The sequence below is a fragment of the Microbacterium gorillae genome (assembly GCF_000826185.2).
GTDB classification, from domain to species: domain Bacteria; phylum Actinomycetota; class Actinomycetes; order Actinomycetales; family Microbacteriaceae; genus Microbacterium; species Microbacterium gorillae.
The window spans coordinates 1,583,527-1,607,816 of the sequence record NZ_LN648875.1 but is presented as its reverse complement, the minus strand read 5'-3'; the positions used below and the strand labels follow the sequence as shown (position 1 = coordinate 1,607,816).

Below are 24,290 nucleotides of genomic sequence, written 5' to 3'. Positions count from 1 at the left end.
CGTCGTGAGCGCACCGACCCTCGGCGTCGTCACCGTGGTGGACGCCGTCACCGCCGATCTCCGCACGCGCATCCTCGCCGGAGACCTGGAACCCGGACGCCCCCTGGGCGAGGTGGACACCGCGGCGCACTACGGCGTCGCCCGTCCCACCGTGCGCGCCGCGATCGAAGCGCTGGTCTCCGCCGGTCTCCTCACCCGTGGGACGCACAAGTCCGCCCGCGTCACCGTACTCACCGCCGACGACATCGCCGACGTCTACACGACGCGCGAGCACATCGAGTCCGAGGTGGTGCGACAGCTCGCCCTCGCCGCGGCGGTGGTGCCGGACGCCGACGCCGCGAACGATGCGATCCGCGCGCTCGCCGACGCCCCCGCGCACGAAGTCGTCGATCTGGACATGCGCTTCCATCTGTCCCTCATCGACGCCGTCGGCAGCATTCGAACGTCTCGCATCTACGGGCTGCTCGCCGACGAGATGCGTCTGTGCATGAGCCGCACTCAGCGCGCGGACCTGCTCTCCGTCGCCGACATCACGGCCGAGCACGCAGCGCTGCTGTCCCGCATCGCGGCCGGGGACGCCGAGGGCGCGGTCAGCGTGCTGCGGGAACACCTCGGCCGCGCTCGCACCCGCCTGGTCGCGCACGTCGCCGCGGGCGGCTGAACGAGCTCCGGCGAAGTCCCGGAGCCGAGCTCAGACGCCGGTGGAGTCCTCGAGCCGAACTCAGACGAAGACCCCGAGCGCAGCTCAGACGCCGGTGGAGTCCCCGAGCCGAACTCAGACGCCGGTGAAGTCGCCGAGCCGAGCTCCGGCGAAGACCCCGACCCGAGCTCAGACGCCGGTGGAGTCCTCGAGCGCCGCTTCGGTCTCCTTGCGCGGCGCGTAGACGACCATCGCGTGGAAGACGTAGCGGACGATGAACGCCAGCACGAGCGTGACCGCCGCGACCAGAACGCTCGGCACGTGCCAGGTGCTGACCACGAGGTAGAGCACCGCGATGCGCACGACCGCCTCGACGGCGTTGAAGGAGAAGGACTTCGCGAACCGCGTCCACACCGTGGTGGCGGTGGCGCGCAGATCCTTGAACACGAACTGCTCGATGAGCAGGAAGTTGCCGATGATCGTCACCACGGAGGCGACGATGGCGGCCCAGACGTACTCGACGCCGACTGCCTGCAGGCCGGCCATGATGATCAGGTTCGCGATCGCGCCCACGATGCCGACGATGGCGAACACGGACATCCGACCGAAGCGCAGGTTCCCGAGCTGCAGGAGGAACTTCACACCCTGGGACAGCGATGCCTTGGACTCCCCCGCCCCGCGCTCCGCGAACGAGAAGGGCACCTCGGCGACGTGAAGGTTCTGGCGGGCGAGGATCTCGAGCAGGATTTTGAATCCGCGCGGGCGCAGGCTGTCCAGCTGGATGGACCGGCGATCCACGAGGAAGAAGCCGGTCATCGGGTCGGACACCTCGCGCAACCGGATCGGGAACATCGACTTCGTGACGAGCGTCGACAGCCGGGAGACGAACACGCGAGCGCGGTCGCTGAGCCCGGAGGCGTCACCGTCCCCGGTGTAGCGGGAGGCGACGACCACGTCGAAGCCGCCCTCGTCGCGGCGCGCGACCAGCTCCGGAATCGTCTCCGGAGGATGCTGCAGGTCGCCGTCCATCACGACGCAGAGGTCGTTCTCGGCCTCGCGCAGCCCCAGGAGCACAGCGCCACCGAGGCCGCCTTCCGGGCGTTCGCGGTGGATCACCCGCACGGGGATCGCTGAGGTCAGCGCGGCCGCACGGGCGACGTCCGCCGTGTCGTCACGCGAGTCGTCCACGAACAGGATCTCCGACCCCGTTCCGGCCAGGGCGTCCCCGACACGTCGGACCAGCTCGTTCACGTTGCCGGACTCGTTGAACGTGGGCACGATGACGGTCACCGCCGACGGCGTGACGCTCATCCTCGTCCTCCCGTTCGCCGACACATGGGCGCCGGCCGTCGGACCGGATCAACACCTCGACCCGTCTCGCACACTGCTGTCATGACCGCCGTTCGTCCTCGACTCGTCCTGCTCACGCCCCCCACCGGACACGTCGCCGACCACTCCGGCGCCCCCGCACTATATCGGGGCAAGCTGATGACGCCGCTTCGAGGCGTCTCTGCGCCCGCTGTGACACGCGTCCTCGGCGAGGCCTCCGGGCACGGGCGCGCCGGCTGGTTAGGGTGGGTCGACCCCCGGGAGAATGATGCGGATCCTGTTCGACGGCTGGTGGTGGACGAGTGGCCCGCCCAGCAGTCGCGACCTGCAGCGCGAACTCGTGCACGCGTGGCACCGGTCCTTCCCGAACGATCGCATCGCCGTCGCGATCCGCGGATCCGCGCGGGAGCCGGAGCTCCCCGTCGGCGTCGAACGCGTCAGCACGCACCTGCGGCCGCACGCCCTGTCGAACACGTTCGAGCTGCGCCGGATCGCGCGCCGGTGGCGCGCGGACGCGGTGATCGCGGACAGCTTCACGCCGGCGCGTTCCGGGGCGGTCACCTTCGTCCATGATGCGATGTTCCTGGATCACCCGGACTGGTACTCGTGGCAGCAGCGCCTGAACCTGCGGGCCGTGCTGCCCTCCGCTCGACTCGCAGCCGTGGTCGCGACGGGCACCGCGAGCGAGGCTGCGCGCATCGAGCGCCACGCGTGGGAGCTGGCTCCGGTGACGGCGCTCGGCACGGCTCCGCGAACAGCCCTGACGGCGGTGCCGCCCGAACGGCCGGGAGTCACCACGGGACTGGAGGGCTTCGCTCTCGCGGTCGGACGGTGGGGGGCACGATCGGACCACGACCGGCTCGCGGCCGCGGCTCGGCAGTCGGCGCGCATCAGCGCCCGCACACCCTTGATCATCGCGGTCTCGTCCGAGGAGCGGCGACTGCGGGCGCTGCGGCGGCTGGAGTCCGAAGCCCCGGCCCGCATCGTCGCGGGCCTGCGTGGAGCGGAACTGTCCTGGCTGTACCGTCACGCGGCGGTCGCTCTCGCGCTGGAGCGCGACGAGAACTACGGTCTCGCGGCCTTGGAAGCGACCTGGTTCGACACCCCCCTGGTGGCGACCGACCTGCCCGCCCACCGCGAGACGGCGGGTGGGTGGGCGCGCATGGTTCCGGTCGACGCGCCCCCGAGCCTCATCGCCGCGGTCATCGATGACGCCTGGAACGCGCCGGGTGATGAGAGCGCTCGGACGCGCATCATCGAGCGCTCCAGCTGGCCGCACGTCGTCCGTGCGCTGCGAACCGCTCTCCCGCACGCCTGAATCCGCCCTGCATGTGCCCTCGCGACGGCCCGGACCACCCTCGTGAGGACGTAACCTGAGGCCATGAGCACGCCTGCCACCGACACCATCACCATGTTCGGCGCCGCCTGGTGCGGCGACTGCCGACGCACCAAGAAGCAGCTCGACGAACTGGGTGTGGAGTACACCTACGTCGACCTCGAGGCCGAGCCGGCCGCAGCCGATGTCGCCAAGGACATCTCCGGCCGCACGAACATCCCCGTCGTCGTCTACCCGGACTCCAGCCACCACGTCGAACCGAGCAACGCCGACGTCGAGGCCAAGCTGCGCGAGCTCAACCTGATCTGAGGCGTTTCCCCCGAACCCCGCCCCCGGTGAGCGTGGCGCGCCCCCGGTGAGCGTCCCCCTCGCTCGCCGGGGGCGGGCTCATGAGAGATCGGGCGAAGCGCTCACGGAGAACGGGCTGGTTCCCGCGCCCGGCCCCACTATGCTGGCGCGATGAGCAACGGCGCTCCCCCCACGACCAGGCTCCGTCCGAGCACCATCGCGCGCTACGCCGCCGGATCCCTCGGCACCGGCGGGTTCGCCACACTCCCCGGCCTGGTGCTGACCTACTACCTCACCGACAACCTCGGCGTGGCGGCGCTGTTCGCGGGCGTGGTCATCACCGTCGCCAAGCTGTGGGACGTGGTGATCGACCCCGTCATCGGCGCGCTCACCGACCGACAGCTGCGGCGCACCGGCACTCGCCGCGGGTACATGCTGCTCGGCGCCCTCACCCTGCCATTCCTGTTCGCCGCGACGTTCGCCGTGCCGCCCGCGCTCGGCCCGGTGGTGGGCGGCATCTGGGTCCTCATCGCGTTCACCGCCACGGCGACCGCGTTCAGCCTCTTCCAGGTGCCCTACATCGCCCTGCCGGCGGAACTCACGAGCCGCTACGACGAGCGCACCCGCCTGCTGACATGGCGCGTCATCGTCCTCACGGCGGCGATCCTGCTGTTCGGCGGCGGCGGACCGGAACTGCGTTCGCTCACCGGCGACCCGGTGTCCGGCTACCTGCTGATGGGTGCCGTCGCCGGCGTCGTGATCGCCGTCGGCATGCTCGTCGCGACGACCGTCGCGCATCGGGGAGAACGATCCGTCGAGGCTCCGACGGCGGATCGGTTGGACATCCGCGCCCACTACGCCGCCGGACTGCACGCGCTGCGTCGCAGCTCCCCCTTCCGGGCACTGCTGTCCACGTACGTCCTGCAGGCCCTCGCCACCGGGCTCATGCTGGCCGGGGCGCAGTACGTGGCGAAGTACGTGATGCGCTCCGAGGACGCGGTCACCCTGCTCTTCCTCGCCCTCATCGCTCCCGCGCTGCTGGCCGCCCCCGTCTGGAATCTCGTCAGCCGTCGGCTCGGCAAGACGCGCTCCTTCCGGCTCGCCAGCCTGCTGTTCGTCGTCGCCACGCTCGCGATCACGGTCGCCATCTGGGCACCCGGTGCCTGGCTTTACGTCCCCGTCGGACTCGCCGGCGTCGCGTACGCCGGGATGCAAGCGCTGCCGATGGCGATGCTGCCGGACGTGATCTCGCACGACGAGGCCCGCCACGGCGACAATCATGCGGGAGCGTTCAGCGGCGTCTGGACCGCCGGGGAGACGGTCGGTTTCGCACTCTCCGCGTCCGCACTGACCCTCGTTCTCGCCGTGACCGGCTATGTGTCCAGCACGGCGGGAGGGGAGAGCGTCCAACCCGCCGCGGCGATCGATGGCATCGTGGTGACCTTCAGCATCGTCCCGGCCGTCCTGACGGTGCTGAGCCTGGTCACCCTGGCCCGCTACCGGTTGACCCGGGCCGACACCGACACCGAACCGGCGATCGACACGGACGCCAACGCCGACACCGAACCGACCATCGATCCCGCGCCGTAGGCTGGTTCCACCGAGGAGGACGTCGTGAGCACACCCGAATCCGACGAGACCGCGTCCCGCGCGGCCGAGCCGACGAAGAAGACCCCGAGCCGCAGGGCCGGCGCCGTGAAGCCGGTGATCCCGCCGTCGAAGTCGACCACCACAGCGAAGAAGAGCGTGGCGAAGAAGAGCGCGGAGACGAAGAGCGCGCCGACCCCCAAGATCGACGCCTCCACCCGCGAACGCATCGACGCGGCCCTGGCCGCGCTGCGTTCCGGCTCGGCCGTGTGGTCCTCCCTGTCGGTGGCGCAGCGCCGCACCCTGCTGAGCCGCTTGCGCCGCACCGTCGGCGATGCCGCCGAGGAGTGGGCGAACGTCGCGGCCGACAGCAAGCAGCTCGCGGCGGACAGTCCGCTGCGCGGCGAAGAGTGGTTGAGCGGCCCCTACGCGACGCTGTCCGCCCTCGGCGTCTACGAGCGCACTCTGGCGGCGATCGCCGACGGCGTCTCCCCGCTGGCGAAGACGAAGACGTCGATCACGCCGTCCGGACAGGTGGCCGCGCACGTGTTCCCCGCGGACGCTGTCGACGCGAATCTGCTCAGCGGCTTCACCGGAGAGGTCTGGCTGGAGCGCGGCGTCACCGCGGAGCAGGCGCGCCGCGACGCCGGTCTCGCGCAGCTCACCCCCGGCGAGTCCGGCGGCATCGGCCTGGTGCTCGGAGCCGGCAACATCACCTCGATTCCGGTGCTGGATGTGATCTATGAGCTGCTCGCGCACAACCGCGTCGTGCTGCTGAAGGTCAACCCGACGCAGGACCGGCTGGTGCCGATCTTCCGCCGTGCACTCCTGCCGTTGATCGAGCCGGGCTTCGTCCGCATCATCTCCGGCGGGGGCGATGTGGGGGCGTACCTCACCGCGAGCGACGCGTTCTCGCACGTGCACATCACCGGGTCCGCGGCCACGTTCGACGCGATCGTGTGGGGACCGGGAGCCGCGGGCGAGAAGCGCAAGCAGACCGGTGCGCCGCTGCTGGACAAGCCCATCACCGGCGAGCTCGGCGGGGTCTCGCCGATCATCGTGGTGCCGGGCCCCTGGACCCGAGCCGACCTGGACTACCAGGCCGAGCACATCGTCACGATGCGCCTGCAGAACAGCGGACACAACTGCATCGCCGGTCAGGTGGTGGTCATCTCCAAGGACTGGGACCAGCGCGACGACTTCCTCGCCGCCCTCGAGCGGGCGTACGCGTCCGCTCCGCGGCGGCCGGTCTGGTATCCGAACAGCGCGCCGAAACTCGCCGCCGCCGAGACGTCCTACCCGGACGCGCTGCGCTTCGGCGAGCGGGTGCTGGTGGAGATCGAGCCCGGCGATGACCCCCACGACCTGCAGACGACGGAGTACTTCTCCCCCGTGCTCGGGGTGGTGCAGCTCGACGGCACCGGTCAGGGCTTCCTGGACACCGCCGTCGCTTACGCCAACGACGAGCTCGTCGGGACGCTGGGGGCGAACGTGCTCATCGACCCGGTGACGCAGAAGCGGCTCGGAGACCGCTTCGAGCGGGCCATCCAGGATCTCCGTTACGGCAACATCGCCATCAACGGTTGGACCGGATTCTCCTTCACCGCCCCGACGCTGTCCTGGGGCGCGTTCCCCGGGCACACGCTCGCGGATGTCGGCAGCGGCATCGGCATCGTTCACAACGGCCTGCTGCTGGACCACGTGGAGCGGTCCGTCCTGCGCGGTCCGTTCCGGCCCTTCCCGCGTTCGGTGGGCCGGGGCACGTGGACGATCCTGCCGAAGCCGCCGTGGTTCGTCACCAGCCGCACGGCGAACACCGTCAGTGAGGGCTTCACCCGTTTCCGCATCGACGGCAACCCGGTCGGCCTCGTGAAGACCCTGCTCGCCGCCCTGCGCTCCTGATCCGAACAGCTGCGGTCACACCGACGTCCTACCAACACTTGATGTGTCAAGTGTTGGTCAGGCGCTGACTCTCCGTCACTCGGGCCGATGGCGGCGATCCTGCTGCGCACCGAATCGTCTTCCAGCTCTCAGATCGAGCAACTGACGACCCCTGCGAAGCAGCTCGCCCTCGCCGAGATCGGTGAGAGCGACAAACACAACGCGATGACGGTGAGCTCAGGCGGCGAAGCGATCGGTGGCGGCGCGGAGGGCGCGGCGGATCCCGGGTTCGGTGGCGGAGTGGCCGGCATCGTCCACGACGACGAAATCGGCGTCCGGCAGCGCCTCGTGCAGCGCGAACGCGGTCATGATCGGCGTGCACATGTCGTAACGCCCCTGCACGATCACCGTCGGGATGTGCGCGATGCGGGGCGCGTTCGCGATGAGCTGCCCCTCCTCGAACCACCCGCCGTTGACGAAGTAGTGGTTCTCGATGCGGGCGAAGGCGACCGCGTGGTGAGGGTCGGCCTTCTGGGTCACCGCCTTCGGGTCCGGGCGCAACGTGACGGTCGCGCTCTCCCATGAGGTCCAGGCCACCCCGGCCGGGACGTGCACGCGCGGGTCCGGATCGAACAGGCGGCGGTGGTACGCCTCCATCATGTGCCCGCGCTCGACCGGCGGGATCTGCTGCTCGAACGCGCGCCACAGGTCCGGGTAGATCGCCGCGGCGCCGCCCTCGTAGAACCACTCCAGCTCCTCGCGGCGCAGCGTGAAGATGCCGCGCAGGACCAGCTCGGACACGGCGTCCGGGTGCGTCTGCGCATACGCCAGCGCCAACGCCGAACCCCACGATCCGCCGAAGACCTGCCACTGCCGGATGCCGAGATTGCGGCGCAGCAGCTCCATGTCGGCGACGAGATGCCACGTGCTGTTGTGCCTCAGGTCCGCGTTCGGATCGCTCGCGTGCGGGGTGCTGCGGCCACAGCCGCGCTGGTCGAACAGGATGATCCGGTACTTCGCCGGATCGAAGAACCGCCGATTCCACGCAGAGGTGCCACCCCCGGGTCCGCCGTGCAGGAACACCACCGGTTTGCCGTCCGGGTTGCCGGACTGCTCGTAGGAGATCCGGTGGCCGTCCCCCACCAGCAGCAGCCCCGTGTCGTAGGGCTCGATCGCCGGGTAGAGGTCGTCGTCCAGAGTGCTCGTCACAGGGCTCCCGAGAACGTGTCGCACGCGTTGATGCCCTCGTTGTAGCCCGTGGAGAACCACTTCTGGCGCTCGGCGCTGGTGCCGTGGGTGAACGAGTCCGGGTTGACGTAGCCGGAACGCTTCTGAATGTTGTCGTCGCCGACCGAGGCTGCCGCGTTCAACGCGTCCTTGAGCTGATCCTGCGTGATCGGCTCCAGGAGCGGCTTGCCGTCCGAGCCCTTCGTGTCGGTGACCTGAGACAGCCACCCGCCGGCGAAGCAGTCCGCCTGCAGCTCGGTGCGCACGGAGTTGCTCTCCGCACCCGTGCCGTCGTTGGGGTGCTCCTCGAAGACTCCGGTGATGTTCTGGATGTGGTGACCCCACTCGTGGCCGACGATGTAGAGCTGCGCGAGGTTCCCGGCGGAGGCTCCGAACTGCTGGCGCATCAGCTGGAAGAACGACGGATCGACGTACAGCTTCTGGTCGGTCGGGCAGTAGAACGGGCCGACCTGGTTGTCCGCGGTGCCGCACGCGGACTGCGTCTGGCCGCTGTAGATCACCTCGGTCGGGGACACGTAGCCCTTGACGTGCTTCGACCAGAAGTCATCCAGGAGGATCTGCGCTCCCGCGAGGCGGCACTCGTCGTTCTCGTTCGCGTCGACGCCGGTCAGGCACGTGGCGCCGTCCGTCGCCTGGGCCTCGGAGCCCTGGTCCTGGTTGCCGAAGATCACGTTCGGGTCGAAGGAGCCACCGGTGAGGAGGGCGAAGACGAGGGCGAGGATGCCGCCGACGCCGGCGATGCCGCCACCCACGACGGCGCCCCTGCCGCCGCGTCGCTCGGCCTTGCTTCCGCTGATGTCAGCGTTCGGGTTGAAGGTCACTTGGCAAAAATACCGCCAACCTCACCGTTTTGTGCGCGATCGGCGCGTTGCTCGCCGCGGCGGGAACATCACGGAGCCCGATAGGCTGGGCGGGGCGGCGCAGTCGAGGCGGATCGGCGTGCCGCGGAAGGCGCTCATGATCACCATCGACCTCATCGATCTCGTCCTCATCGTGGTGGCCGGCGTCATCGTGATCGCCGTGACGACGGCCCTCGCCCCGAAGGTCGGGGTCGCCGGCCCCCTGGTGCTCCTCCTGCTCGGCATCGGCTTCAGCCTGTTGCCCTTCACGCCCGTGTTCACGCTGGATCAGGAGTGGATCCTCGTCGGCATCCTGCCACCCCTGCTCTACGCCGCCGCCGTGTCCTTGCCGGCCATGGAGTTCCGGCGAGACTTCGGCGCGATCGGCGGTCTTTCCGTCCTCCTCGTCCTGATCAGCTCGCTCGTACTGGGCCTGTTCTTCTCGGCCGTGATCCCCGGCATCGGCCTGCCGCTGGGTATCGCGCTGGGCGCCGTGCTGAGTCCCACGGACGCGGTCGCGACCTCGGTCGTGAAGAAGCTCGGCATCTCGCCACGCGTGCTGACGATGCTCGAGGGCGAGAGCCTCCTCAACGACGCCACCGCCCTCGTCCTGCTGCGTACCGCCATCGCCGCCGCCGCCGCCGGCGCCGGGGCCTTCTCGATCTGGACCGGCGTCGGCGACTTCAGCCTGGCCGTGATCATCGCCGTCGCGATCGGCCTCGTGGTCGGCTGGGTGAACCTGCGCGTGCGCGCCTGGATCCCCTCCACCACCGCGGCGACGGCCATCAGCTTCGTGGTGCCGTACGTCGCCTACCTGCCCACCGAGCACCTCGGCGGCTCCGGCCTGGTGGCGGCGGTGACGGCCGGCATCGTCACCGGCCAGGGGGCGACGAAGTACTTCACCGCCGAACAGCGGCTGAGCGACCGCGTCAACTGGCGCACGATCGAGCTGGTGCTGGAGGGCGCGGTCTTCCTCATCATGGGTCTGGAGATCCAGAGCATCATCGCGGACGCCCCCGACGGTTGGCGCGCCGTGCCCCACGCCGCGCTGCTCGCGCTCGCCGCCGTGGCCATCATCCTGGTGCTGCGCACCGCCTACGTGATCCCGCTGATCTGGATGCAGTCGCGGCGCTCGAATCGCGCCGAAGTGGTCCAGCCGCACCTCGAGAAAGCCCGCGACAGATTCAAATCGGCCACCGTCGACCAGTTCGCCGAGCACACCAACGGGCGCGGCAACCCGGAGCGGCGGATGCGCCTGGTTCGCCGGCGCCTCGCCCGCTCCCTCGGTGACGCCCAGTACCTGCAGCAGTCCCGTCTCGGCTGGCGGGAAGGCACGATCATCGTCTGGGCCGGCATGCGCGGTGCGGTCACCCTCGCCGCCGCGCAGACCCTGCCGTATGGCGAGAACCGATCACTGCTGATCCTGGTCGCGTTCCTCGTCGCCGTCGGCACGCTGCTGCTGCAGGGTTCGACGCTGGCACCCCTGGTGCGACTCCTCGGACTGAACTCCTCCGGCGAGGACGATCCCGCGGCCGAAGAGCTCGCCGAACTCAACGTCGCGCTCCGTCAGGCCGCGGCCACCGCCCTGGATGCGCCCAACCTGCACCGCGAGAACGGCAAGCCGTTCGAGCCGGACATCGTCGCGCAGTCGCGCAACCGTCTCTCCGTGCCGCTCGAGGAGGGCAGCGGCGACCGCATCGATCAGGTGCGCGAGCTGCGCCTCGTCACGATCGCCGCCCAGCGGCAGAAGCTCAGCGCGGCGCGCTCGAACGGCCAGTACAGCACCGCGACGCTGCGGCGCGTGCTGGAGGGCCTGGACGCCGAGGAACTCAGCATCCGCGCGCACCTCGCGGATTGACGCTCGATACGCGCCGACGTCCGCGGTTTCGGGCACAATCGTCTTCAGGAGGTCCCATGTCCGACACCGTCGCTTCGCCCGCCCCCACCGGCGGCGCTCCCGTCGTGCACGAGGCCGCGGGTTGCCCGCAGTGCTTCGAGGAGATGCAGACCGACAGCACCTGGTGGCGCGCGCGTCCGGCCGGGTCACGTCTGGTCGGTCTCGTGGTCACCCGTGACGACATGCCCTCCGTCGTCGAGCAGCGTGAGGACCTCACGCGCTTCGGCGTGCCGATCGGAGGGTTCCGCCACCCCGCTCCGGAGACACTGGAGTCGTGGGAGCACCGCCTCACGCGGTTCTTCGGCACGCTCGTGCACGGCGATGTGCTCGTGATCTCCTCGGTGCACGCGCTCGGACGCGACCTCGCTGAAGAGCGGCGGACCATCGACGAGCTGCAGCGCCGCGGGATCGTCATCAAGGTCCTGGCGCACGGCGCACGGCACCTCGCCGCCGCTCCGTAAGTCTCCGTTCGCCGCAGCGTCGCGGCCAGAACCGGGCGTGGGCTCAGGCGGGTGCTTCGACCGCCACGGAGACCGCATCGACCACGACGGCGGTGATGTTGTCGTTACCGCCGTTCGCCATCGCCTCGCGGACCAGGCGGAGCGCCGCCGACTCCGGGTCCGCCTCGTCCTCGAGGACCTCGCGGACACGCTCGTCGTCGAGTTCGTTGGTCAGTCCGTCGCTGCACACCAGGATGCGATCGCCCACCTCCGCGGGGATCATCCAGAAATCGGCGATGCCCGTGCTGCCGGCCCCGATCGCCCGGGTGATGACGTTGCGCCGGACCCGCTGCGCGAGCTCGACTTCGCCGTTGTCCAGCATCTCCTGCACCATCGAGTGATCGATCGTGATCTGATCGAGCGCCCCGTCCGCGTATCGGTAGGTCCGGGAGTCGCCGACGTTGATCACGAGCCAGTAGGCGGCGCCGTTGACGTCGCTGACGGCGACGCCGGACAGGGTCGTGCCGGCGGGTCGCGCGCCGCTGGGCAGGGCGTCGACGCGCGCCTTCGAGCGCTCCAGCGCCGCACTCATGTCGTCGACGGCGATGCGGCCGCGGTTCAACAGGGCACCGAACTCCTCGACCACGGCGGCGCTGGCCAGGTCCCCGGCGGCGTGACCGCCCATGCCGTCGGCGACGAGGAAGAGCGGAGCCTGTGCCAGGTGCGAGTCCTCGTTGATGGGGCGGCGCAGACCGGCGTGGGTCGCGGCGCCGCTGCGGACGACGATCGGACTGTTCATGAGTGCACCTCCACACGGGCTTGGCGTGATCCGAATTCCAGCACATCCCCGGAGGCGAGCGCGACCGCGACACCCGGCGGAAGGCGGCGCGAACGTCCGTCGCGGGAGAGCACCACCCCGTTGGTCGAGGCGAGATCCGTGATGGTCACGTCTCCGCCCGCCTCGGGCGTGAGCTCGAAGTGCGACTTGGACAGCGACAGCGAATCGTCCACGACGACGACCGTCCGCACTCCGGGAATCGGGCGGGGGCTGCGCCCGATCACCGACCTCTCGCTGACCACCGTGCTCGTGCCGTCATCCCAGACCAGTTCGAGGGCGAGGGTGGCCGGGGGTCGGCGTTCCCGGCGGCGCAACGGGGGCGGAGCGAGCGGTGCGGCGTCCACGATCGGCGGTTCGCCCGCGGCGTTCTGCGCGCGCGACTCTCGCGCGGCCCGCCGGGAGCGGAACTCGGTGGCCTCGACGATGGCGGGCGGCTCGCTCGGCGCCGGAGCGACGGGTTCGCCAGCCGCGGCAGGCACGGGGTCCGGAACGACCGCGGCGACAGGCTCCGCGGCCACGGGCTTCGGGGCTGCGGACTTCGGGGCTGCGGGAACGTCGGCGGCACCGGTGTCCGCCGTCAGCGGCGCCAGCAGGCCGGTGAACGTGAGCGGCTCGGACGGCGGATCGGCGTCCGGACGGGTGTGAACGACACCGGTCCGACGCGGTCCGGGGGCGTGATCGGCGGCGATCAGGTCGCGGACGTCGGCGCTCGTGCCGGACACCATTCGCGCTCCGACGAGGCGATCGTGCCACCCTCGGCGCTCGCCCGTCCGATCGAACAGCGGTGTGAAGAACCCGATCACGACCGTGCACAGCAGCGACCAGATCAGGAGACGGAAGGCGGCACGATCGATCCCGATCGCGGCACCGGTGCGCCCGTCGACGAGGGAGATCCGGTTCATGCGCATGCCGAGGGTTCCCCGGGATCCCTGCTGCGCGGCGTACACGCCCCAGGTCGTGATGAGCACGGCCACCAGCCACAGCCCGCCGAGCACACCGGCCCCGGTCTCACCGAGCACGGGGCTCAGGAGGGTCGCGATGCCCCAGCCCGCCGCTCCCACGAGCACCGGCGGCACCGCATCGAGCAGGCATGCGAAGACCCGCGCCGACACCGCGGCAGCCACCACCTCAGCCATCGTGAACTTCCATTCCGCCGCGACGATCTTCGCACGCATCCGGCGTCGGCGGGAAAGTCCTCAGGTGCACTCCAGGGTCACTCCGCGGCCCCGACGGCGAAGTTGTCCCGGAACAGCGTGCCCGGATCGACCTGCGCCTTGATGCGCCGGAGACGGTCGAGCGTTTCGGGCGGGAAGGCCTCGCCGATCCGTTCGGGCCGGTCCGACGCCTCGAAGCTGGTGTAGAGCCCCCGGGACATCGTGGCCAGCGGCGCCCACCGATGATCGAGCGACTCGCGCGCGGCCCCGAAGGCCACGACGGCGAAATTCGCCTCTCGGTGCGCGTAGGCGGTCGCGTCATCCGCGACGTCCGCGACAGCACCGCCGACCGCACGGATCTGGAAGAAGTACGTCGCACCGCTGCGCACGAGGTCCGCCGCCGCACGCGCGAATTCCGGGGTGAGGTGATCGAACAACCCGGACCGCGTGGCCGGCGCACCGTAGGCGTGCTGGGCACCGTCCACCCCCGCAGCGACCACCTGCGCGTAGCTGGTGATGGTGACGGACTGATCCAGCAGCGGCCCGACCTGCGCGAAGGACTGCAGGCGGGAGAGCACGATGTCGGGGTCGGACTGATCGATGACCACGATCCCGATGCCGATGATGCGTCCGTCCCGCTGGGGTGCGACGGTGAGGAAGCCGGTGGTGTCCCGCGGTGACGCCTCCACCGCCTGACCCCAGGTGACGAGGGCGTTCTCGAGATCAGTGAGGTCGAAGTACAGCCGCGCGTAGCCGACCGGGCCCACCTCGTCGACGACGAAGTCGAACGAGGTCACGATGCCGACATTGCCGCCGGCGCCGCGCACCGCCCAGAACAGGTCGGGTTCGTGCTCGGCATCGACGCGCCGGACGGATCCGTCCGCGAGCACGATCTCCGCCGCGACGAGATGGTCGATCGTGAGGCCGGACTCGCGGGAGAAGTAGCCCACGCCGCCGGCGGTGGCCAGTCCTCCGACGCCGACCGCGCCCATGTCGCCGGACCCGAGCGCCCAACCGTGCTCGGCGAGGGCCGCCGCCACTTCGCCCCAGCGCGCGCCGGGCCCGATCCGCACCAGGCGGCGGTCCTCGTCGAGCACCTCGATCGCATTCAGCCGGCGCAGGTTGATGACGATTCCGTCGTGGTTCGTGCTGGCACCGGAGATGCCGTGACCGCCGCTGCGGATCGACAGCGGCACGTCCGGGTGCAGGCCGGCGAACCGCACCGCCTCGGCCACCTGCGCGGTGTCGGTCGGCATCAGCACGATGCCGGGGCGACCCCCGCGGGTGTAGGTGTCCCGGACGTCGGCGTAGGCGAAATCGCCCGGTTCGATCGCCTCGAGACCGGCCGGGACATCGTCGTAGGCGATGCCGTCGATGCGCGACGCCAGTGCGCTGGCGGAGCGGGTGCCCCCGGACTCCGTGCCGGCTTCCGTGCGGCCGGTGGCGACGAGTTCCCGCACGGCGGGCGCGACCTCCTGGGCGAACATCTGGATCATCCCGGGGTCGTCCGTGGCGACGATGAACGCGCTGACGCCGTGTTCGAGGGTGAGCGCGGCGAGGCGGTGCGCCCACGCGGTGGGGTCCGCCTCGGGCTGGATGTTCAGCAGGCGTCGGATCTCGCGGGGGTCGCGTCCGGCCTTACCGGCTGCCGCGTCGATGCTCGCCATGCCCTCGGCGAGCTGGCCGGGCTTGAGGTATCCCTCGCTCGGGAGCCAGCCATCGGCCTTCCTGCCGATCAGGCGCAGGCCCCGAGGTCCGAGCGCACCGAGCCACACGGGGATCTCGTGCGCCGGACGCGGGCCCCGCTTCGCGCCGCGGACCGGGTAGATCTCGTTGTCGGTGAAGATGCCCCCGCGTTCGGAGGTGTCCCACGTCGCGCGGAGCAGATCGATCGTCTCCTCCAGCGCCTGGAACGCCTCGCCCTTGGTGCGGGCGGGGCCGCCCATCGCGGTGATCGCGTCCCAGAACCCGCCGGAGCCGAGGGCGAGATCGAACCGGCCGCCGGAGAGGATGTCGAGGCTCGCGGCCGCGCGCGGCAGCGTCGGCATGCGCAACGGCACGTTGATGACGTTCGCGGAGATGTGGATGCGCTCGGTCTGCGCGGCGACGTAGGACATCAGCGTCCAGGTGTCCAGGAACGCCGGCTGGTACGGGTGGTCCTGGAACGTGACCAGGTCGAGGCCGGCCTCCTCCGAGATCCGCGCCAGGGCGACCGGATTCTGCGCCGGTTGTGCGATCGGGGTGATGAAAGACCCGAAGATCAGGTCATGTCCGTAGTCCACGTGTGCCTCCGAGGGACGTCAACGGGCGGGCCGGTAGGGGCATTCCCGCGGGCCGTCAGCGCCGACCGTGACTGCGCGTCAGCGTAGCCCCGCTCGGACCGGCGGAACAGGGGGTCAGCCGACGGCGCGACGGCATCCGACGACGTGGTCATCGACCATCCCGGACGACTGCATCAGGGCGTACATCGTCGTCGGGCCGACGAAGCGGAAGCCGCGCTTGCGCAGCGCGCGGCTCAGGGCGACGGATTCGGGCGTCTCCGCGGGGATGTCGGCGAGGTGTTCCGGGCGGGGACGGGGTGCGGGGGCGAAGGACCACATCAGCGCGTCGAGTTCGCCCTCGGCCATCTCGCGCACGAGCGCGGCGTTGGCGATCGCCGCCAGAATCTTCGCCCGGTTGCGGACGATCCCGGCGTCGGCCATCAGCCGTTCGACGTCCGGCTCGGTGAACTCCGCCACCGTCACCGGGTCGAATCCGCCGAAGGCCGCTCGGAAGTTCTCCCGCTTGCGCAGGATCGTGATCCAGCTCAGTCCGGCCTGGAAGCCCTCCAACGACATCTTCTCGAACAGGGCCCGGTCACCGTGCAGCGGACGCCCCCACTCCTCGTCGTGGTAGCGGCGGTACTCGGCGTCATCTCCCACCCATCCGCAGCGGTCGAATCCGTCGGGTCCGGTGACGACATCGGTCAAGCGCATGCGGGAAGCCTACGTGCCGCCGACGACGTCGCCGCACGGGCGCATTGTGCAGGACCGACAACGCGACCCAGTCCCACCCGGGACGGGACTTAGTGCCGATCTCCAAGATCTGTCGGATAGGTCGCGCGGGTCCCTACGATCGGCGAGACGCCTCGCGCGTTGTGCGGTCCAACGGTGGCCCGCGCACACGGTCCGACCCCTGAACTGCCCTTCGTCCCCAGCCATGCCCACGCCCGGGCGAACAGGAGTACCTCGATGACGAGCACCCCGACAACACACCGACACGGGTTGGGCATGCGCCTGGCCGCGATCATTCTCGGCCTCCTGCTGGCCGCGATGCTCGTCTTCCACCTGGTCACGACCTCGGCGGTCGCGGCCGGGGCGGCCAAGCTCAATGACGGCGCCGATCAGGCGAATGACGGTTCGCAGAGTCTCGCGGACGGCGCCGGCACGCTCTCCGGGGGCGCGGATGACCTCGCGGCGGGAGCGGCGAAGCTGCGGACCGGGGCGGCTTCCGCCGCGGCCGGTGCCGGCAAGCTGTCCACGGGCGCGAGCTCCGCGGCCGGTGGCGCACGCGCGCTGTCCGAGGGTGCCACGTCCCTCGCCGACGGAGCGGCATCGGCGGCGGCCGGTGCCGCTGAGCTCTCGGACGGAGCCGGGACGCTCGACGCCGGAGCCGCCAGCGCAGCCACCGGCGCCGCAGCCCTGAGTGCCGGGGCGGGTTCTCTGCGGGACGGCGCCGCGAGCGCGTCCTCCGGGGCCGCAGCGCTGAGCGCGGGTGCCGGTGCTCTCAAGGACGGCGCTGCGAGCGCCGCCTCCGGTGCCGCAGCCCTCAGCACAGGTGCCGGGACGCTGAAGGATGGCGCCGGGACGCTCGACGCCGGGGCCACGGCCCTGAGCACGGGTGCCGGCGCTCTCAAGGACGGCGCTGCGAGCGCCGCCTCCGGTGCCGCAACCCTCAGCGCGGGCGCCGGTTCGCTCAAGGACGGCGCTGCCACCGCAGCGAACGGTGCCGCCTCGGTGGCGGCCGGTGCGGGCGCTCTCAAGGACGGCGCGGCCACCGCGGCGAACGGTGCAGCCTCAGTGGCGGCCGGAGCCGGACGGATCGACGCCGGTGCGCGGAACGCCTCGTCCGGTGGGCAGCAGCTCGCAGCGGGTGCGAAGAACGCCGCGGCCGGTGCCGCGTCGGTCGCCGACGGTGCCGCTTCGCTGGCCGCGGGTGTCGCGGGCGCACACCAGGTGTCCGGCATGGTCAAGGACGGTGCCGACTCGCTCGCGGGGTCGCTCGCTTCGAGCGTCACCGACCAGGTCCACCTGCTCGCCGACCCGGGCACGGCGTCGCAGATCGCGGCGGTCGCGGACGCGGCTCCGGGACACGCTGCGTCGCTGGTGCAGATCGCCGACGGCCTCGTCGCCGCCGACCCGAGCAATGCCACGTACGCCCAGCTCCAGGCGCTCGCGCACGGCCTCAGCCAGGAGGTCGACGGTCTCACGGCCCCGGCGGTGGCGTCGTCCGCGCTGGCCGGTGGACTGATCGCAGCCGCGGATGGTGCGGCGCAGGTCGCCGGCGGTGCGGACGCGCTCGTCAACGGTGACGGAGCCTCGTGGCCGGGGACCTCCGCGCTCGCTGCCGGCGCCCCGGCACTGGCTTCCGGCGCCGCGGGCCTGCGTGAGGGGACGGCCGAGCTCAGTGCGGGCGCTGACGCGCTCGCGTCCGGACTGACCGACCTCGCGGACGGCACGTCGTCGCTCGCCGGGGGCGCGTCGACGCTCGCCGACGGCACGTCCGCTCTGGCGGATGGCACGTCCACCCTCGCCGGGGGCGCGTCCTCCCTCGCCGACGGAGCCGCCGCGCTGAGCAGCGGAGCTTCCACCCTCGCCGGTGGCGCGTCCTCCCTCGCCGACGGAACGGCCGCGGTGAGCAGCGGAGCTTCCACCCTCGCCGGGGGCGCGTCCGCGCTGGCCGACGGCGCGACCAAGCTGAGCAAGGGCGCGTTCACGCTGAGCGGTGGCGCGTCCGCGCTCGCCGACGGAACCAAGAAACTGAGCACGGGTGCCTCCACGCTGAGCGGCGGCGCGTCCGCCCTCGCGGACGGCAACGCGAAGCTCAGCGATGGTGCGTCGAGCCTGGCGGACGGTGCGTCCTCTCTCGCGGACGGCACGGCGACGCTGAGCGGCGGCGCTTCGCGTCTCGCCTCCGGCGCGTTCTCGCTGGCGTCCGGTACGTCGACGCTGAGCAGCGGGGCCGCGAGCCTCGACGCCGGTGCGCAGTCGCTGTCGGAGGGCACGAAGACGCTGGCCAGTGGCGCTTCGGATCTCTCCGGGGGCCTGACGACGCTGAACGAGGGCGCCGGTTCGCTTGCGGACGGATCGCAGACCCTGGCTTCGGGCGCGTCGGACCTGTCCGCCGGCGCCACCAAGCTCGCGGACGGCAACGGCCAGGTGTCGGCGGGTTCGGGTGAGCTCGCGTCCGCGACCGGCGGTCTCATCCCGACGCTGCTGCCGTGGCTCGGCGGGATCGCGCTGCTCGGGCTCATCGCGGCCGGGTTCTGGATCGGACACCGGGTCAACCACGCCCGCGCTGCGCGCTCGGCCTGATCCAGCAGTGAGGCCCGCCCGGACGTCCGGGCGGGCCTCACACATGTCCGCCGCTCCTCGCACGTGCGAACGGGGAGGCAGGGGTGATGGCGCTCCTGGCTCCGGTCCCGTGGTCGGCGCCAGGCATCGTCGGCCGTCGCACTGTCGCGGGCAACGCGGCCGGTCGCCACCCCGGTGGTTGAGCGAGCGCCGGCCTGACGAAGCGTCGCAACGTGTGTGGGGAGGGTGCTCGTGTCTCGTTCCAGCATGGCCGCGGACCCCGTCGTTGATCGAGCGCCAGAGAGACGAACGTCGCAACGTGTGTGGGGAGGGTGCTCGTGTCTCGTTCCAGCATGGTTGCGTTCTTCTGGCTTAAGACGACACGGGTTGTCGGGGTGGGGCTGTTCACGTGTCGGCGCGCGGATGTCGAGGTGGTTGCGTCGGGTGCGCTTGAGGTGCCGCGGGTGCGCTGCGTTCGGCGCTGCGGGTTCCGGCGGGGTTGTGTTTTCGGCTTAAGACCGCCCGTCACGGATCGGCTCTCGTCGCCGACTTGCGTCGCTGAGATGGACGTGGCCTCGCCGGCCGCCACCCCGTCACCGATTTCCGCCACACCACGGGTCGGCGCGCCGTCACGTGTCGCCGCGCCGAGCGCCGCGCCGATACGGTTCGTCACGTCGGTGGCGACCCCCTTCTCGGTCGTTGGACGATCGTCGGCGAGGCGGAACGTCACACGGTGCGGGGTGGGCATGGTATGGGCGGAGTTCTCCCCGGACATCACGCACCCCGCTTCGGCCGGCCCGGGACCCGTGGGCCGGTGGCTTGCCAGGATTTCGTGGGGTCTATCCAGTCGGGCGGTCGCACTTCGGGGACGCCGTCGGTCATCCGGATATCCCAGTCCATGCGGTCGACGAAGCGGTGGTGGTGCCAGCAGATCAGCACCCCGTTATCGACATCCGTCTGACCGCCGTTGGACCATTCCTTCACGTGGTGGATCTCGCACCACCGGGCCGGGGTGTGGCATCCCGGGATCACGCAGGACCGGTCCCGGACGGCGATCGCTCGCCGCTGGTCAGTGCTGAACACCCGCTTGTCGATGGTGAGCTTCACGATCCGCCCGTTCTTCGCGGACGTGAGGTGCTGGACCGTGCCACAGCATCCGACATGCTTCGCCGCGGCGAACGGCACCGGAACATCCGTGCCGGTCGCGTCGGCCCCAGGGATCGTGGCCCACCCTTCACCGGCACGAACAGTGTCTTCGGTCGCGTGGATGATCAGGACGGGTGCGCCGCCGCCGTTCGTCGGCATGTCGGGAGCGTTGGGGACCGCGGCGAGGATCGTGCCGAGGGCGTCGTGGTTGCGCTGAGCCATGCTCCGCACATCCGCGTTCTCGTCGGACTCGTCCGACGGTCGGAACTTCACGCCCGCGGGCTGACCGTGCGGGTTGTTGATCGAATCCAACAGGACCGACAGTGCACCGGCCACATCCGGGACGAGTTGACCGGTGATCGGGACGAGCCCGTTGCGCTTGACGCCGAGCCGCAGTGCCCGGCCCCGGAAAGCCTTCTCTTCTTCATCCTCGGCACCCGTGATGTTCAGGTCGGTGGCCAAACGGAGGGAAGCATCCCGGAGCGTGTCGCACATCACCGGAGCACCGGTCGTCGTCGTCATCGCCGCGAGAACCTCATCGACCTCCGCGAAATCAGTCGCGTCCACGCGGTCCTTGATCTCCCGCAGGGGCCGGGTGGCGGCCTCGAGACCGTCCGCCCCGATCGCTCCTGTGGTGAGTGCTTCGCGCAGGGCCGGGAACTCTGCCGGCTTCTCCTCGCCAGAGGGCAACACCCGTGCGGGCTTGATGGTCGCGGCCAGGCGGCTCCATCGCTTGACGGTGGTGGGTGCGGCACCGGTGGTGCGCTGCATCACTTCGTTGGCGGAGCGGCAGTCGGCGGAAACGTCGAAGCGCTCCGCAGATGCGGAGCGCTTCTCGATGACACCGGTGCCGATCACGAGCGTGGCTTCGACCTGCCGGTAGAGGTCTCCGACCCCGATCAGGAACCCGAGAACATCGTCCCGGTCGGCCGTGTCGAGGGTGCCGGAAGACAGGATGGAGCGGAGGTCGGCGACGGCGTAAGCCATCGCTTCCCGGGTCCGTTCCATCGTCGTGTTCATAAGCCATATTTTACGCTGGGCCTCCGACATTGGACGTTGAATATCCCAGGCTGTGGATGGATTTCAGCCTGTGGAGATGAGGCTTCTCTCACCCCGACCCCGCCCCGCACCTCACGCCGTTTCGTCTCGCCAACGCTCGCCCAACGACCGGGTGATGGGAGGGTCGGAAGGCACCCGACACGGGCCCCGCCCGACCGAGTTGAGGGGTGCCGACGCTGAACGCGAGACGGCCAGTGGGAAGGGCCCCGGGACAGAACGCGAGACGGCGTCCGGAACGCAACCGCCCACCGGGCAGTCTTAAGCCGAAACCCAGCCACCCCAGACCCCGAAGCGCGGCAACAAGCGAACGCGCCGGGACGAGCGCACCCGAGCCAACCACCCCCGGGTCCGCGCGCCGACGGAAGAACCCCACCACCCCGAGAACCCGTGTCGTCTTAAGCCAAGAAACCCCAGCACGCTGGAACGCGAGGTGACCACATCCCCCACGTCGTCGTCAACCGACGACCCAACCGAGCCGAATCCCGCAGCGTTCGGACACGCGAGCGCACCCGAGCCGGCGAGAGAGCCGCTCACGTGGATCGCGAGACGGCGTCCGGAACGCAACCATCCACCGGGCAGTCTTAAGCCGAAACCGAGCCACCCCAGCCCCCGAAGCGCGGCGACAGGCGAACCCGCAAAGACGAGCGCACCCGACCCAACCACCGCAGCCCCCGACCACACCGACGACAAAGCGCCCGCCCCGCGAACGGGACGGGCGCTGATGCCGAGGGAGAGTTCAGGACTTGGCGCGAGCCTTGGCGGCCTTGGCGCGGGCCTTCTCCTCGGCCTTGGCCTTCTTGTACATGACCTTCTCCTCGACCGGGGCGTTGCCGGAGGCGCGGAGTTCGGCGTAGTAGGCGCGCGCCTCGTCCTGGCGGGCGGCCTCGATGCCGGAGGCGATGGGAGCTCGCAGGTGCTCCGGCTCGTAGCCGAACGCGTCCACGAGGTCCTGCGCGTGCGGACGCAGGCGCTGGCAGAGGCGGTCGATGTAGCGCGAGACCGAGGCCGCACGCTGGGTGGACAGCCGACCGTTGATGATGTGCCAGGCGAGGTGCTTCTCGATCAGGGACAGGCCGAACAGGTCGCGCAGCCAGGTCAGCACCTCGCGGGTTCCGTCGTCCGGCGCGGTGCGGACGGCGTCGGTGAACGCCTCCCACTGCAGCAGCTCACCGTGAGCGCGCGCGGCTTCCATCAGCTCGGACTGGTTCTCGTTGAACGTCGCGAACGCCTCGTCCGGTGTCTGCTTCGCGGACGGGCGCATGCGCATTGCGATGTCCGCGACCATCTGCTGGACGCGGTCCGCGAGCAGCTCCTGCTGGTCCCGCTCGCGCAGGCCGAACTCCACGGACCGGGCCGTGGACCCCATGTCCGCGAACGCCTGCCCCAGGCGACGCAGCCCGGCGCCGTGGAAGACCTTGCCGGCCGCCTGGCCGACGGCGAAGGCCGCGAGCTGGCGCTGGTCCTTCTCCTTCAGCTGAGTGCCGTAGTCGGTCAGCAGCCGCTTGCCGACCAGCTGCAGCAGAATGTTGTTGTCGCCCTCGAAGGTCGTGTAGATGTCGAGGTCCGCACGCAGTCCGACAAAGCGGTTCTCGAACATGAAACCCGACCCGCCGCAGGCCTCGCGGCACTCCTGCAGCGTGTCCAGCGCGTGCCACGTCGACAGCGGCTTGAGCGCGGCGGCGAGCGTCTCGAGGTCCTCGCGATCGGTGTCGGACGCGGCCTTGCCGCTGAAGACGCCGTCGAACTTCTTCAGGAACTCGTCGTGCGCGAAGATCGACGCGTACGTCGTCGCCAGGCGCGGGAGCAGGCGACGCTGGTGCTTGCCGTAGTCCAGCAGCACCATCTCGTCCGTGCCGGACCCGGCATCGAACTGGCGGCGCTGACCGGCGTAGGTGATCGCGATGTCCAGGCCGAGCGCCGAGGCCCACGACGCGGCACCATCCAACGACACGCGGCCCTGAACGAGGGTGCCGAGCATCGTGAAGAAGCGACGACCCGGGCTCGCGATCGGGCTCGTGTACGAGCCGTCCACCGCGACGTCGCCGTACTTGTTCAACAGGTTCGTGCGCGGCACCCGGACGTGATCGAAGCTCAGCCGGCCGTTGTCGATGCCGTTCAAGCCACCCTTGAGGCCATCGTCCTCGCGGCCGATGCCGGGCAGATCGACGCCGTCCTCGCCACGCAGCGGGACATAGAAGCAGTGCACACCGTGGTTCACGCCGTCGGTGATCAGCTGGGCGAACACCGTCGCCGCGATCCCGTGCAGCGCCGCGTTGCCGAGGTACTCCTTGGTCGCCGCGCGGAACGGCGTGTTGATGACGAACTCCTCCGTCGCGGGGTCGTACGTCGCGGTGGTCCCGATGGCCGCGACGTCCGAGCCGTGTCCGATCTCCGTCATCGCGAACGCGCCGGGGATGGAGAGGTCCATGATGCCGGGCAGCCAGGTGTCATGGTGCTCTTCGGTGCCGAGGTGCAGCACGGCGGCACCGAAGAGTCCCCACTGCACACCGGCCTTGATCTGCAGGCTCGGGTCGGCGGTGACGAGCTCCTCGAAGCCGGCGATGTTGCCACCGTTGTCGTCCTGACCGCCCAGACGCGTCGGGAACGCACGGTGGATCGCCTTGCGCTCGACGAGGAGCTTCAGCTGCTCGAGCACTCGCTCGCGGTGAGCGTCCTTGCCGAGGTCACCGTCCCGCCAGAAGGCCGGGTCCTTGACCATCGCGCGCGCTTGGCGACGGACATCACTCCAGGTGCCCAGCAGCATGTCGGTGACGCCGTCGATGTCGATGCGCGGCGTGGTGGTGGTGTGGGAGGCGTGTGCGGACACGTCGGATGAAAACATTGATGCCCCTCGGAAGATCGCACGGTGGGATGTCTACACGCTAGAACTTCGACACCTGGTCGCCAAGATGGGTGGCCGATGCCCACAATCGCGTGACACTGAGTCTCACCAAATCGTTGTGGGAGTCCCACAGCTTCGGAGCCAACGTCCAGCCTCAGAAGCCGTCACGGACGACGCCGACCGGCACGCGGCCGTCGGCGAACCGCGGGCGCAC

At 70.5% G+C, this 24,290-nt stretch carries 17 protein-coding genes; 8 read left to right on the top strand and 9 right to left on the bottom strand.

Annotated features, from left to right (window positions below; translation table 11 throughout):
* The first annotated feature begins 4 nt into the window (after nt 1-4).
* Nucleotides 5-661 carry a GntR family transcriptional regulator gene (locus tag BN1193_RS17195; protein ID WP_040168165.1) on the top strand — a complete coding sequence of 219 codons (657 nt, stop codon included), beginning with the start codon at nt 5-7 and terminating at the stop codon, nt 659-661.
* 168 nt (nt 662-829) lie between these two features.
* Here the strand turns inward: BN1193_RS17195 and BN1193_RS17190 are convergent, their stop codons facing one another.
* A complete protein-coding gene (locus tag BN1193_RS17190; RefSeq protein ID WP_040168164.1) occupies nt 830-1,951 on the bottom strand; it encodes a glycosyltransferase in 1,122 nt (373 codons plus the stop codon).
* A 283-nt stretch (nt 1,952-2,234) separates the two neighbouring features.
* Here BN1193_RS17190 and BN1193_RS17185 point away from each other — a divergent pair, with 283 nt between their 5' ends.
* From BN1193_RS17185 to BN1193_RS17165, 4 genes are all read left to right on the top strand, one after another.
* A complete protein-coding gene (locus BN1193_RS17185) occupies nt 2,235-3,287 on the top strand; it encodes a glycosyltransferase (RefSeq protein WP_040168163.1) in 1,053 nt (350 codons plus the stop codon).
* 63 nt (nt 3,288-3,350) lie between these two features.
* Nucleotides 3,351-3,614, top strand: coding sequence for a glutaredoxin family protein (locus tag BN1193_RS17180; protein WP_040168161.1), 264 nt, complete (start codon nt 3,351-3,353; stop codon nt 3,612-3,614).
* 150 nt (nt 3,615-3,764) lie between these two features.
* On the top strand, nt 3,765-5,183 hold the full coding sequence (locus BN1193_RS17175) for an MFS transporter (RefSeq protein WP_040168160.1): 1,419 nt from the start codon (nt 3,765-3,767) through the stop codon (nt 5,181-5,183).
* A 24-nt stretch (nt 5,184-5,207) separates the two neighbouring features.
* Entirely contained in the window at nt 5,208-7,082 is a 1,875-nt protein-coding gene (locus BN1193_RS17165; RefSeq protein ID WP_230206542.1) for an aldehyde dehydrogenase family protein, read from the top strand.
* 216 nt (nt 7,083-7,298) lie between these two features.
* Here the strand turns inward: BN1193_RS17165 and pip are convergent, their stop codons facing one another.
* Both pip and ypfJ read right to left on the bottom strand, forming a co-directional pair.
* The gene (gene pip / locus BN1193_RS17155) at nt 7,299-8,270 is read right to left on the bottom strand and encodes a prolyl aminopeptidase (protein WP_094770603.1); all 972 of its coding nucleotides are present in this window, start codon (nt 8,268-8,270) and stop codon (nt 7,299-7,301) included.
* Nucleotides 8,267-9,130: a KPN_02809 family neutral zinc metallopeptidase gene (gene ypfJ / locus BN1193_RS17150; RefSeq protein ID WP_040168158.1), complete on the bottom strand. Its 864-nt coding sequence runs from the start codon at nt 9,128-9,130 to the stop codon at nt 8,267-8,269. Before ypfJ ends, pip begins: the two co-directional genes overlap by 4 nt.
* A gap of 136 nt (nt 9,131-9,266) precedes the next feature.
* On the opposite strand from ypfJ, the gene BN1193_RS17145 reads away from it, so the two are divergent.
* The gene (locus BN1193_RS17145) at nt 9,267-11,006 is read left to right on the top strand and encodes a cation:proton antiporter (RefSeq protein WP_094770652.1); all 1,740 of its coding nucleotides are present in this window, start codon (nt 9,267-9,269) and stop codon (nt 11,004-11,006) included.
* Nucleotides 11,007-11,062: 56 nt separating this feature from the next.
* Nucleotides 11,063-11,506: a recombinase family protein gene (locus BN1193_RS17140; RefSeq protein ID WP_040168157.1), complete on the top strand. Its 444-nt coding sequence runs from the start codon at nt 11,063-11,065 to the stop codon at nt 11,504-11,506.
* A 43-nt stretch (nt 11,507-11,549) separates the two neighbouring features.
* Here BN1193_RS17140 and BN1193_RS17135 read toward each other — a convergent pair whose 3' ends face one another.
* The 4 genes from BN1193_RS17135 to BN1193_RS17120 form a co-directional block, all read right to left on the bottom strand.
* Nucleotides 11,550-12,284, bottom strand: coding sequence for a PP2C family protein-serine/threonine phosphatase (locus BN1193_RS17135; protein ID WP_094770602.1), 735 nt, complete (start codon nt 12,282-12,284; stop codon nt 11,550-11,552).
* A complete protein-coding gene (locus BN1193_RS17130) occupies nt 12,281-13,498 on the bottom strand; it encodes an RDD family protein (RefSeq protein ID WP_052460920.1) in 1,218 nt (405 codons plus the stop codon). Before BN1193_RS17130 ends, BN1193_RS17135 begins: the two co-directional genes overlap by 4 nt.
* Nucleotides 13,499-13,536: 38 nt before the next feature.
* Nucleotides 13,537-15,759: an LLM class flavin-dependent oxidoreductase gene (locus BN1193_RS17125; protein WP_040168156.1), complete on the bottom strand. Its 2,223-nt coding sequence runs from the start codon at nt 15,757-15,759 to the stop codon at nt 13,537-13,539.
* 114 nt (nt 15,760-15,873) lie between these two features.
* Entirely contained in the window at nt 15,874-16,452 is a 579-nt protein-coding gene (locus BN1193_RS17120; RefSeq protein ID WP_195907890.1) for a DNA-3-methyladenine glycosylase I, read from the bottom strand.
* Nucleotides 16,453-16,707: 255 nt separating this feature from the next.
* Here BN1193_RS17120 and BN1193_RS17115 point away from each other — a divergent pair, with 255 nt between their 5' ends.
* The gene (locus BN1193_RS17115) at nt 16,708-19,050 is read left to right on the top strand and encodes a YhgE/Pip domain-containing protein (protein ID WP_094770601.1); all 2,343 of its coding nucleotides are present in this window, start codon (nt 16,708-16,710) and stop codon (nt 19,048-19,050) included.
* A 753-nt stretch (nt 19,051-19,803) separates the two neighbouring features.
* On the opposite strand, the gene BN1193_RS17110 is transcribed toward BN1193_RS17115, so the two are convergent.
* Nucleotides 19,804-21,195 carry an HNH endonuclease signature motif containing protein gene (locus tag BN1193_RS17110; RefSeq protein ID WP_040168154.1) on the bottom strand — a complete coding sequence of 464 codons (1,392 nt, stop codon included), beginning with the start codon at nt 21,193-21,195 and terminating at the stop codon, nt 19,804-19,806.
* A 775-nt stretch (nt 21,196-21,970) separates the two neighbouring features.
* Nucleotides 21,971-24,076 carry an acyl-CoA dehydrogenase family protein gene (locus BN1193_RS17105; protein ID WP_052460919.1) on the bottom strand — a complete coding sequence of 702 codons (2,106 nt, stop codon included), beginning with the start codon at nt 24,074-24,076 and terminating at the stop codon, nt 21,971-21,973.
* Nucleotides 24,077-24,290: the final 214 nt, after the last annotated feature.

Coding starts and splice junctions, on each gene's coding strand:
- BN1193_RS17190 (WP_040168164.1), bottom strand. CDS start 1,951: ATGAGCGTCACGCCGTCGGCGGTGACCGTCATCGTGCCCACGTTCAAC.
- BN1193_RS17185 (WP_040168163.1), top strand. CDS start 2,235: ATGATGCGGATCCTGTTCGACGGCTGGTGGTGGACGAGTGGCCCGCCC.
- BN1193_RS17180 (WP_040168161.1), top strand. CDS start 3,351: ATGAGCACGCCTGCCACCGACACCATCACCATGTTCGGCGCCGCCTGG.
- BN1193_RS17175 (WP_040168160.1), top strand. CDS start 3,765: ATGAGCAACGGCGCTCCCCCCACGACCAGGCTCCGTCCGAGCACCATC.
- BN1193_RS17145 (WP_094770652.1), top strand. CDS start 9,267: ATGATCACCATCGACCTCATCGATCTCGTCCTCATCGTGGTGGCCGGC.
- BN1193_RS17140 (WP_040168157.1), top strand. CDS start 11,063: ATGTCCGACACCGTCGCTTCGCCCGCCCCCACCGGCGGCGCTCCCGTC.
- BN1193_RS17135 (WP_094770602.1), bottom strand. CDS start 12,284: ATGAACAGTCCGATCGTCGTCCGCAGCGGCGCCGCGACCCACGCCGGT.
- BN1193_RS17130 (WP_052460920.1), bottom strand. CDS start 13,498: ATGCGTGCGAAGATCGTCGCGGCGGAATGGAAGTTCACGATGGCTGAG.
- BN1193_RS17120 (WP_195907890.1), bottom strand. CDS start 16,452: ATGCGCTTGACCGATGTCGTCACCGGACCCGACGGATTCGACCGCTGC.
- BN1193_RS17115 (WP_094770601.1), top strand. CDS start 16,708: ATGACGAGCACCCCGACAACACACCGACACGGGTTGGGCATGCGCCTG.
- BN1193_RS17110 (WP_040168154.1), bottom strand. CDS start 21,195: ATGAACACGACGATGGAACGGACCCGGGAAGCGATGGCTTACGCCGTC.
- BN1193_RS17105 (WP_052460919.1), bottom strand. CDS start 24,076: ATGTTTTCATCCGACGTGTCCGCACACGCCTCCCACACCACCACCACG.